Raw genomic sequence first — 9,316 nt, forward strand, 5'->3', positions numbered from 1 at the left:
CGAGTTCCAGACCCCCGCCATCCATGGCAACCTCCTGTCGGTTGCCGCTCCTTCTTCCCCCGGGTTCGCCCCTCGTCACCCACTACATGCATCACGCCCGCTCGCGGTTCTCTCTGGTCAGGCTGATGTCTTCGGCTGAGGCTTGCCGCCCTCGGCGCGCAGTTGCTCGTTGATGCGCTGTGCCTCTTCGAGCTGGTCTTCGAGGATGACTATGCGGCAGGCGGCCTCTATGGGGGTGCCCTGGTCCACGAGTTCGCGGGCTCGGGCGGCGATGCGCAGCTGGTACCGGGAGTAGCGGCGATGGCCGCCGTCGGAGCGCAGCGGGGTGATCAGGCGGTGTTCACCGAGGGCACGGAGGAAGGCAGGGGTGGTGCCGAGCATCTCGGCGGCCCGGCCCATCGTGTAGGCGGGGTAGTCGTCATCGTCGAGAGGGCCGACGGGACGGGAACCGGCAGGCGGCATAGACCTCTTCTTTCGGGGACGCGTCGGGGGGCCCGGGTGCCAGAACGGCACCCGGGCCCCGAGCTTTCAACACCATCTACCGGCGCGTTGCGCCGGCCTTCTTTTTCCGCAGGTGCCGCCTGGGAGGGCGGGGTTGCGGGGATCGCGAATGCGTGACCGGGGACCACCTTCCAATCCGGGGCCTTGCGTCGTACCCGGGCGGACTGCTTCCTCGCCCGGGCGATCCTGATGGCGTTCTGCTCCTTACCTTTCGATTGCGCGGATACCGCGGGTGCTGCTCACAGCCCCACTGGGGCCGTGTCCTTCTGATCTACCTGCACAGCAGTTCGTGCCTGCTGTGCCCACTTCGACTTCTGGGTACGGAGACAACGCTAACCCCGCCGCGGCGGAATGTCTACTATCACCATGACAGTTTTTCTCCATGGATGGTGCGTGTGCTTCTACCGCAGCTACACCAGGAAGGCCGCTCTCCGACGGGACTTCTCGATGCCGCAGCTACTCACGGCGTCGCCTCGTACCGGACGGTGCTGGACCTCGACGACGTCACGTTCATGGACTCCAGCGGCACCGACGCTCTCACCACCACCTGCGAACCGCGCGAAGCGCCGGGAGCCGGCTACGGCGGCAGCACCCGGTGCCTCCGTCGCACGCCTCTTCCAGATCGTCGGTCTCGATGACGTCATAGCCTGTCACCCCACCGTTCGCGACTCCTTGCACCCCTGGCTCGGGGCCGTGGCGCCATGTCAGGCGGGATGCGGACAGCTGGCTGTCAGTCGGTGGTGAGCAGGCCCTCGCGCAGGCGAGCGAGGCAGCGGGACAGCAGCCGGGAGACGTGCATCTGGGAGACGCCCAGGCGTTCGCCGATCTGGGCCTGGGTGAGTTCCTCCACGAACCGCATGTGGATGATCTGCCGGTCGCGCTCATCCAGGTCAGCGATCAGCGGGGCCAGGGAGTGGAAGTCCTCCACCAACTCCAGGTCGGTGTCTTCGACGCCGATGAAGTCCTGGAGGACGCTCTCGCCGTCCTCGCTGCCGCCCATGGCGGCGTCCAGGGAGGAGGAGTTGTAGCCGTTCGCGGCCAGACGGGCCTCCTCCACCTCGTCCTCGGGCAGGCTCATCAGCTCCGACAGTTCCTTGACCGTCGGCGTGCGGCCCAACCGGCTCCGCAGTTCTTCCGTGGCCCGGGCGAGCTGGACGCGGGCCTCCTGCAGCCGCCGGGGAACGTGCACGGCCCAGGTGGTGTCGCGGAAGAACCGCTTGATCTCCCCGACGACGTAGGGGATCGCGAAGGAGGTGAACTCCACCTCGCGGGACAGCTCGAACCGGTCGATCGCCTTGATCAGGCCGATCATGCCGACCTGGACGATGTCCTCCATCTCCTCCGGTCCGCGGCTGCGGAACCGGCCGGCCGCGTAGCGGACCAAGGACATGTTCATCTCGATCAGCGTGTTGCGCGCGTAGCTGTATTCGGGCGTGCCCTCCTCCAGCACTGCCAGCTGCTCGAAGAACAACCGGGAGAGTTCGCGGGCATCCTTGGGCGCCACCTGCGTGGGGTCGGCGACTTCGGGCAGCTCGGTGGTCTGCGTGTCCGGCGTGCTCATGAGCGCCATGTAGGTCCCCTCCCGGATTAGAACTCGTGCCACGGCCCGCTGTGAAACGGCCGACGATGCCCCGGCTACCCCTTCGTTTTCCACCCATGCCTGCCGCCACGCGATCTAGGGGCAGGGCTGTGAGCGGGCGCGTCCCCCGCTGAGAGGCCACCCGCCCGGTCCGGCCGGAAAACCCGCCGGCGTTCCGGAGCCGGCCCGGCGGCTCTCGTCGGGGCGTCGGGGGGCGTACCAGTAGTGGCGTCGGCCGCCGATGGAGTCCCCACGGAGTCGAGGAGGAACAGGATGAGCCCGATGGCCAGCAGGATGATGCCCATCGAGCGACTCAGGAGTGGTAGAGAAATTTCGGCTCCTGGTCGACCAACCGCCCACACCAGGACAGGCGACATAGGCGGAGGCAGGAATTGCCAGGGGCCGCGCAGGTTTCTTCGGCGTGTACCCACCCTGTCTCCACCGCACCACATTCGCGTCCAAGCCCGTAGGGCCTGGCCGGTGTCAGCCAGGCCCTACGACACGAAGGGGTGAGTACGGGTCAGGTCACCATCGATACCAGCGGCCGCGGCCACCCCCGGCGCTCGTGGAGCGCATGACGAAGCCGAGCAGCCACAGCACCAGGACGGCGAGGGCCACCCACCAAAGCATCTTGACGGCGAAACCGGCACCGAAAAGGACGAGTGCGAGAAGTAGAACGAGCAGCAACGGAACCATGGTTATCAACCTCCTGAGCCGCCGTATGCCCCGCGACTGCTCCTTCATTCCGCAGCTCTGCCTCGTTTGTGCAAGGAGAGCCGGGGCACGGGCTACAGCGAAAACAGCACCGAAACAATGAGGAGGCGCATTCCATGACTGCCGGCGAAAAGGCCAAGGCGAAGACCGAGCAGGCCAAGGGCAAGGCCAAGGAGGCCGTGGGAAGCACCATCGGTAATGACCGCTTGGCCGCCGAAGGACAGGCGGAAAAGAGCACGGGCGATGCCCGTGAGGCCAAGGAGAAGGCCAAGGACGCCTTCAGGCACTGACGACGTCTCTTTTCTCCGATGGGCCTTCCCGTACACGCCTCGGGAGGGCCCTTCCGGGGGCCATGCACGGTCCGCCAGGACCCCTTGCCCGCCTCCAATACCGGGCTTTGCGCCCTGCGACAGCTTCAGGGACACGCACGTGACGTGATCGTGTGCGGCCTTGTCGGCGATCTCGGCGGGTCGAAGTCGCCGTCGGGCGTGCGGCAGCCGAAGTACCCGGTGCCGGTCTCCCGACGAGGTCACCACCCGGGCGGAGGTGATACTCGGACAGTCCGCCCTCACCTGTGTCCGGGCGAACCCCCTGCCGTCGCGCTCACTGTGGTCGGTGAGCTCCGGAGGACCGCCATCTGGCAGCAACAGCTCAGCCGGTCGTCGTGCGTAGCGCTTCCTCGGCCTGGCGGGCGCGCCACTCCTCGATCGTTTCCTGCTGCTGTCGGGCTCGTTCGATCAGTGTGTCGAGCTGGGCAGGGTCCAAGCCCTGGTCCGTCGCACTGAGCCGACGCAGGGTCTGCCATCCGGCCGTCTTGCCCTCGGCCCCCAGCCGCAGCCCTTCCAGATCCCACAGGAGACCCAGCGGGGAGCGCCGTACCAGGCGGCCGTTGAGCTTGAGCCGCCCCAGTTTCTCGCCCGTCCAGCCTGCGCACACCTTGTAGCGGCGCACGGGAACGCCGAGATCCCGCATGATGCCGATCAGCGCTGTCCGGTCCTGGGCGATCTCCGCAGCAACAGGCTCAAGCGCGCGTCCGAGCGCGGAACCCCGGGCGGTGCGCACCAGACGGGCGGCGCGTTCCGTGCCGGCCGTCGCACCCGCGAGGTGATCGTTGAGATAGATGCCGAGGAGCTTCATGTCGACACCTCGTCCGGTGGAGCGGCGCTGGATCGCACCGGGATGCGCAGGGGCGTTCATCTGCAGACTCCCTTGGTTGCGGCGGTTCCGAAGTGCGAGCGGCGGATTTTCAGGAGCCGGGCGTGTGGGTTTTCGCCGCCATCGGTGTTCTGACCGGGTTGCGGCAGACCAGCCCGTGTGACGGGTTCTGCAAGTTCGGCGCGGACGACGCCGGTTCTTCCTCGTTCTCGGTCAGGGAGAACGGTCCCCGCTGCCGTAGCCGGTGCGCGCGGCGGCGCATCACGGGCCCGAACGCGATCCGCCGCCCCTGGGTCGCTGCGGGTCTTCGGGCCGTTCGACCGCAGACGCCTCACGGTCCGCTCCGGACAGCCGAGCGCGGACTGCACCAGCAGCAGCATCCCCTGCGGGCCGCAGCAGGTGGGGCGCCACCTCGCAGATCCGGTCCAGGACCATGCGTCCGTCGTGGCCGGCACCCCAGGCCGGGCGGCACCACGCGGAGGACAGGGCCCATCCGGTCCCGGCAGATACGGCGGACTGGCCAGGATCAGGTCGAAGGACTCAGCGCGCACCGGATCGAAGAGATGGCCGCGCCGTACCCGGACCCGCAGCCCGGCCCGCGCGGCGTTGAGCCGGGCGGTGCACACAGCACGCCGAGACACATCCACTCCGGTCCCCCGGCCGCCCCGACGCCCCGCCGCAAGGGCCGGAGCGCCGGTACAGGTGCCCACGTCGAGAACGGCCACGCCCGGCGGGAGCGGCTCCTCGGACGGAGCTCCAGCCAGCAGGGCCGCGTCCTCCTGGGGGACGTAGACGCCCGGTAGCACCACGTGATCCACGGACCCCGCGTACCCCAGCTGTCACGATCTATGAAAACGGCAAGGTTCCGGCAGGCCGGCCATCATGCAGGCGAGGCCGGTGCCCTGCGGACCGGCACACCGCGTCATTCCGAAGGAATGCGAAACTCGAATTCGGGACGGTCCCACGGTACGGCCGGCGGGTTCGCCGGCGCGGTCCCGATCCGCACTGCACCGGTCCGGTGGTAGAAGTCCTCGGCGGGACGATGCGACACGACCCTGACGCGGTCGAGCCCGGCGGCACGGGCCTCGGACTGCATGTGCGCGACGAGCAGTCGTCCAATACCCCGTCCTTGCGCTTCGTCGGCGACGAACAGCAGGTCGAGCTCCGGTGGAGCGAGGACGAGCGAGTAGAACCCGAGGACCCGGTCTCCATGCTCGTCGGCGCCGACGGCCACGAAGGCGCGGTGGGCCTCGATGTAATCAGGGCCGACCCGGTAACCCGCGACTGCGGCTGCGTACTTGCCCTCGTAGGCGCCCGAGCCACGCACGAGGCGCGTGAGCCGTTTGGCATCCCGCGCGACGGCCCTCCGTATGGTGATCGGCCGGCTGATCGGGGACGTGCGTGAGGTCATCGGGAGAGTATTTCGCACCGGAGAGTGCCTTCGTGCGGCGGGTCGGCTGCCGGGGGTCAGCAGCAGGGGGAGGCAGGGCCACGGGAACGCGCAGTATCCCGATGCCGAGCAGGGACTGATTCTCAAAACCCATGGCACCCGGACACGGGCGCAGGACCTTCTGGTCGTGCCACCGGAGGCGACCGAGCGGGGCGCCGCGTCGCTGTCCGCCGCCGGGCAGAGGGGAAGATCTGTCACGGCAAGTCCACATCTCCGTGCCTGCCCGAGTCAGGGTTGCCGCACGACGCGGACGGTGCCGGATCCTTCGGAGACCAGTGCCGGGCACGCCCGGGTCCCTCGCCGCGTCCCCGGAAAGCCGGACGTCGGACTGATCGCTCCTCTGCGTTCGGAAGGCGGCCACCGCCGTTGTTCCCGCCGCCAGTTGCGCATCGCCGCCGCGCCCGTGAGCTTGTCGACCAGGGCACCCCCGTCGAGGCCGCGTCACGCCGGAAGCTGGACGAGCACGGCGCAGATACCTAGTCCCGCCACTACAGAAATACGCCCCTACGCGGGAGGGTAATTGCCGGACACTCCCGCAAACGCATGACCGTCTCCACCCGGCCTGTGTTAACGTGAGAGCAGTTGCAGTTTTGGTTGCCAGAGATTTTTTTCTTTGCAGAGCTTTCCGGATCTTTCCGGAGGGGTGATCATCGCGGCGACTCGGCTCCGCAAAGTGCGGAGTCCGGCACTGCCCCCCAAGGGAGATTCAATATGGCATCTGGCACCGTGAAGTGGTTCAACGCGGAAAAGGGCTTCGGCTTCATCGAGCAGGACGGCGGCGGCGCTGACGTGTTCGCCCACTACTCGAACATCATCAGCAACGGAGGCTTCCGCGAGCTTCAGGAAGGCCAGAAGGTCAGCTTCGACGTCACGCAGGGCCAGAAGGGCCCGCAGGCCGAGAACATCGTTCCCGCCTGACGCAGACGCGAATCGTCGCGAGCCAGAGGTTCGCGCATCATGTGGCTGGGGCCCGTGCTCTTGGGGTACGGGCCCCAGCTCATTGATTTTCCCGTTTTCCGGGTTTTCCGGACCGCCGGCCGTCCCCGCTCCAGCGTCACGAGGCCCGGCTCTTTTTTCTTCGGCTCATTCTTGCGAATCCTCGTGCGGTCATCGCCGCTGGACGGAATTCCTCGATACGCCGCATCGAGGAAGGTTCTTCCATGAACCGCACCCCCCGTCACACCGGCACCGCTTCCGGCAGCCGCTTCCGTACGCAGGGGACGGGCCGCCAGGGCCCCCGTCCGGGTACCGGGCGAAAGACTGGCCAGGGCGCACGCTCCGCCCCGCGCCGACAGGAGTTCGCCCTGCCGGTCACCCTCACCGAGCCACTGCCGGCGGTCGAGACGTTCGCCGAACTGGACATGCCCGCACGGCTGCTGGCCGCGCTCGGCGCCGAGGGGGTGACCGTGCCCTTCCCGATCCAGGCGGCCACCCTGCCGAACGCTCTGGCCGGCCGGCACGTCCTGGGCCGGGGCCGGACGGGCTCGGGCAAGACGCTCGCCTTCGGCCTGCCGGTACTGGCCCGCCTGGACGGACAGCGGGCCCAGCCCAAACAGCCGCTCGCCCTCGTCCTCGTCCCCACCCGGGAACTGGCCCAGCAGGTCACCGACGCGCTCACCCCCTACGCCCGCGCCCTACGGCTGCGGCTCGCCACCGTGGTGGGCGGCATGCCGATAGGCCGCCAGGCGAGTGCGCTGCGCGACGGCGCCGAGGTCGTCGTGGCGACGCCCGGCCGCCTCAAGGACCTCATCGAGCGGCGGGCCTGCCAACTGGACCGGGTCGCCGTCACCGTGCTGGACGAAGCCGACCAGATGGCCGACATGGGGTTCATGCCGCAGGTGACCGCGCTGCTCGACCAAGTCCCCGCCCGCGGCCAGCGGTTGCTGTTCTCTGCCACCCTGGACCGCAACATCGACCTCCTGGTACGCCGCTACCTCCACGACCCCGTCGTGCACTCGGTCGACCCGTCCGCGGGAGCCGTCACCACCATGGAGCACCACCTGCTGCACGTGCGCGACGCCGACAAGGACACCGCCGCGACCGAGATCGCCGCCCGCGACGGACGCGTGATCATGTTCCTGGACACCAAACACGCGGTGGACCGGCTCACCAAGCACCTGCTGTCCGTCGGGGTACGAGCCTCGGCCCTGCACGGCGGCAAATCCCAGTCACAGCGCAACCGGACGCTCGCCCAGTTCAAGGACGGCCACGTCACGGCCCTGGTGGCCACCAACGTCGCCGCCCGCGGAATCCACGTCACGGGCCTCGACCTCGTCGTGAACGTCGACCCTCCCGGCGACCACAAGGACTACCTCCACCGCGGCGGCCGTACCGCCCGCGCCGGCGAGTCCGGCACCGTCGTCACCCTCGTGCTGCCGCACCAGCGCCGCGCGGTGGACCGTCTGATGGGTGACGCCGGCATCACTCCGCACACCGTGCGGATCCGTCCGGGCGAGGCCGAACTGCAGCGCATCACCGGCGCCCGGACCCCCTCCGGTGTGCCCGTCGTCCTCGCCGCACCGGTCGAAGGACGGCCCGAGGGCGGGGGATCCGTCGGCCGGCATCGCAGGAGCCGGGCCGCCGGGCGTGGGAGGAGCGGCCAGGGGGCCGGCCGTGGCGGAAGCGGCCGGGCCGCCGCCCGGGGCCGTCGGCCTGCACCGAGGAACAACCCATAGCCCAAGCCCGGGGAAGCGCTCCCTGCGGTCGGGACGAGCAGTCGCCCGTGCTGTCCCGCGCCAACGAAGAGGAGAAGCCCTTGACGACGTTTCCGCCCCGAACACAGAAGCTCGACAGCGGCGACGGCACCGGCCTGACCGCCCGGGACGCCATGCATGCTCCCGGGCCGCAGGTCGACGACCACATGGCGGTCGACGTGGCCCTGTCCGTCCTCATCAGCGCGCGTGTCCCGCATCTGCTCCTCCGGGCCGAGGACGGCCGGTGCGCAGGACTGGTCACCCGGGCCCAGCTCGCCGCACACCGCGGCGGCTCGTGGTACAGCGACCGGACACGGCTGCGGGACATCCCACTCGACCGCGGGCCCTTCACCTCGTCCACATCGATACTCGGTGAGGCGGAGGCAGCCATGCGGATCCGGACGCTGGACGTGTCCCCCGTGATCGACGAACACGGCTACGCCCTGGGCGTGCTCGCTCTCACGCCCTGACCGTCGTACCGACCCCGCCCGACCGCCGTCACCCGGTCACCGTCCCCGGCATTCCCCCCACTTCGTGGAGGCAGCCATGCGCTGTCTCATCGCCCGGTACCCCTTCGACCTAACCTAGATCGAGATCGAACAGTCCATGACCGGCGTCCCGCCCGAACCCGTCACCGGTGTGTATGTCACCATCGACCGCCGCGTCTACCCCGTGATGCAGCTGGGAGAAGTGGTCACCAGGCAGAACCGCCGTGACTTCCCGGTGGCCGAGATGCGCCGGGCGCTGACCCGGCTCGGCTTCACCTGCCACCGCCCATGCCCGGTCACGCCAAGCCGGGATGCGCGGGCGGACGACGACGCGCTCGGCTGGTGAACGATTCCGAGATCGACGGCAGGTGAACTGCCGTCCGCGGGTTGGAACACCGAAGGATGTGGCACCCGGCTGGTGGCGGGCCGGACGCGAGAACCACGTCCCGTGGGAGCCAACGGTTCGGCAATGAGCCGCGAGGCCGCACGAGGCCGGTACGACCCGTCGGCCCGGTTGTCGTCGCGGGGCTGCCCGGCGACAACCGGTGCGGCCGGCCCGAGCCGTTACCGGCAGTGCTGCACATGTGCGACCGCAACCGCGCATGGACACACGGCGCCGAACCGCCGACAACTACTCGGCGGGGCCGCGCGCACCCTGCAGCACGCCCACCGATGTCGCCGTGCCCTCCGCGTGTTGCGTACGTGCGCCGCTTCAGTAGTTGCCCACAGGACGTGA

The 9,316-nt window shown here is 69.1% G+C and carries 10 protein-coding genes and 3 pseudogenes; 6 read left to right on the forward strand and 7 right to left on the reverse strand.

From position 1 onward, the window contains the following. Positions 1-117: 117 nt before the first annotated feature. The 3 genes from ACZ7HQ_RS31170 to ACZ7HQ_RS31180 all read right to left on the reverse strand — a co-directional run bounded on the left by ACZ7HQ_RS31170 (position 118) and on the right by ACZ7HQ_RS31180 (position 2,776). Positions 118-462: a MerR family transcriptional regulator gene (locus tag ACZ7HQ_RS31170; protein WP_470997039.1), complete on the reverse strand. Its 345-nt coding sequence runs from the start codon at positions 460-462 to the stop codon at positions 118-120. Positions 463-1,231: 769 nt separating this feature from the next. Further along, positions 1,232-2,071, reverse strand: a complete 840-nt coding sequence (locus ACZ7HQ_RS31175; RefSeq protein ID WP_470997042.1) for an RNA polymerase sigma factor SigF — start codon at positions 2,069-2,071, stop codon at positions 1,232-1,234. A 534-nt stretch (positions 2,072-2,605) separates the two neighbouring features. Next, positions 2,606-2,776, reverse strand: coding sequence for a hydrophobic protein (locus ACZ7HQ_RS31180; protein ID WP_363218565.1), 171 nt, complete (start codon positions 2,774-2,776; stop codon positions 2,606-2,608). Positions 2,777-2,910: 134 nt separating this feature from the next. On the opposite strand from ACZ7HQ_RS31180, the gene ACZ7HQ_RS31185 reads away from it, so the two are divergent. Next, positions 2,911-3,084, forward strand: a complete 174-nt coding sequence (locus tag ACZ7HQ_RS31185; protein ID WP_470997044.1) for a CsbD family protein — start codon at positions 2,911-2,913, stop codon at positions 3,082-3,084. 90 nt (positions 3,085-3,174) lie between these two features. Here the strand turns inward: ACZ7HQ_RS31185 and ACZ7HQ_RS31190 are convergent. From ACZ7HQ_RS31190 to ACZ7HQ_RS31205, 4 genes and pseudogenes are all read right to left on the reverse strand, one after another. Further along, a pseudogene (locus tag ACZ7HQ_RS31190) lies at positions 3,175-3,385 on the reverse strand (glutamate synthase-related protein); the annotation flags it as partial. 60 nt (positions 3,386-3,445) lie between these two features. Continuing rightward, entirely contained in the window at positions 3,446-3,991 is a 546-nt protein-coding gene (locus tag ACZ7HQ_RS31195; protein WP_470997047.1) for a hypothetical protein, read from the reverse strand. A 125-nt stretch (positions 3,992-4,116) separates the two neighbouring features. Beyond that, positions 4,117-4,758: pseudogene (locus ACZ7HQ_RS31200) on the reverse strand (methyltransferase); the annotation flags it as partial. A 113-nt stretch (positions 4,759-4,871) separates the two neighbouring features. Beyond that, entirely contained in the window at positions 4,872-5,360 is a 489-nt protein-coding gene (locus tag ACZ7HQ_RS31205) for a GNAT family N-acetyltransferase (protein ID WP_470997050.1), read from the reverse strand. Positions 5,361-5,727: 367 nt separating this feature from the next. Between ACZ7HQ_RS31205 and ACZ7HQ_RS31210 the strand changes: the two are divergent. The 5 genes and pseudogenes from ACZ7HQ_RS31210 to ACZ7HQ_RS31230 form a co-directional block, all read left to right on the forward strand. After that, a pseudogene (locus ACZ7HQ_RS31210) lies at positions 5,728-5,846 on the forward strand (MerR family transcriptional regulator); the annotation flags it as partial. Positions 5,847-6,110: 264 nt separating this feature from the next. Then, on the forward strand, positions 6,111-6,317 hold the full coding sequence (locus tag ACZ7HQ_RS31215) for a cold-shock protein (protein WP_067116135.1): 207 nt from the start codon (positions 6,111-6,113) through the stop codon (positions 6,315-6,317). Positions 6,318-6,559: 242 nt separating this feature from the next. Next, positions 6,560-8,074: a DEAD/DEAH box helicase gene (locus ACZ7HQ_RS31220; RefSeq protein ID WP_470997053.1), complete on the forward strand. Its 1,515-nt coding sequence runs from the start codon at positions 6,560-6,562 to the stop codon at positions 8,072-8,074. A 152-nt stretch (positions 8,075-8,226) separates the two neighbouring features. Beyond that, positions 8,227-8,562, forward strand: coding sequence for a CBS domain-containing protein (locus ACZ7HQ_RS31225; RefSeq protein ID WP_470997555.1), 336 nt, complete (start codon positions 8,227-8,229; stop codon positions 8,560-8,562). 118 nt (positions 8,563-8,680) lie between these two features. After that, positions 8,681-8,926 (forward strand): SCO5918 family protein, encoded by a 246-nt coding sequence (locus tag ACZ7HQ_RS31230; RefSeq protein WP_470997558.1) that lies wholly within the window; start codon positions 8,681-8,683, stop codon positions 8,924-8,926. Positions 8,927-9,316: the final 390 nt, after the last annotated feature.

The organism is Streptomyces sp. NPDC037290 (genome assembly GCF_055603245.1).

What these genes read in the sequence shown, in the direction of transcription:
- ACZ7HQ_RS31170 (WP_470997039.1), bottom strand. Translation starts at nt 462, where the DNA reads ATGCCGCCTGCCGGTTCCCGTCCCGTCGGCCCTCTCGACGATGACGAC.
- ACZ7HQ_RS31175 (WP_470997042.1), bottom strand. Translation starts at nt 2,071, where the DNA reads ATGGCGCTCATGAGCACGCCGGACACGCAGACCACCGAGCTGCCCGAA.
- ACZ7HQ_RS31180 (WP_363218565.1), bottom strand. Translation starts at nt 2,776, where the DNA reads ATGGTTCCGTTGCTGCTCGTTCTACTTCTCGCACTCGTCCTTTTCGGT.
- ACZ7HQ_RS31185 (WP_470997044.1), top strand. Translation starts at nt 2,911, where the DNA reads ATGACTGCCGGCGAAAAGGCCAAGGCGAAGACCGAGCAGGCCAAGGGC.
- ACZ7HQ_RS31195 (WP_470997047.1), bottom strand. Translation starts at nt 3,991, where the DNA reads ATGAACGCCCCTGCGCATCCCGGTGCGATCCAGCGCCGCTCCACCGGA.
- ACZ7HQ_RS31205 (WP_470997050.1), bottom strand. Translation starts at nt 5,360, where the DNA reads ATGACCTCACGCACGTCCCCGATCAGCCGGCCGATCACCATACGGAGG.
- ACZ7HQ_RS31215 (WP_067116135.1), top strand. Translation starts at nt 6,111, where the DNA reads ATGGCATCTGGCACCGTGAAGTGGTTCAACGCGGAAAAGGGCTTCGGC.
- ACZ7HQ_RS31220 (WP_470997053.1), top strand. Translation starts at nt 6,560, where the DNA reads ATGAACCGCACCCCCCGTCACACCGGCACCGCTTCCGGCAGCCGCTTC.
- ACZ7HQ_RS31225 (WP_470997555.1), top strand. Translation starts at nt 8,227, where the DNA reads ATGCATGCTCCCGGGCCGCAGGTCGACGACCACATGGCGGTCGACGTG.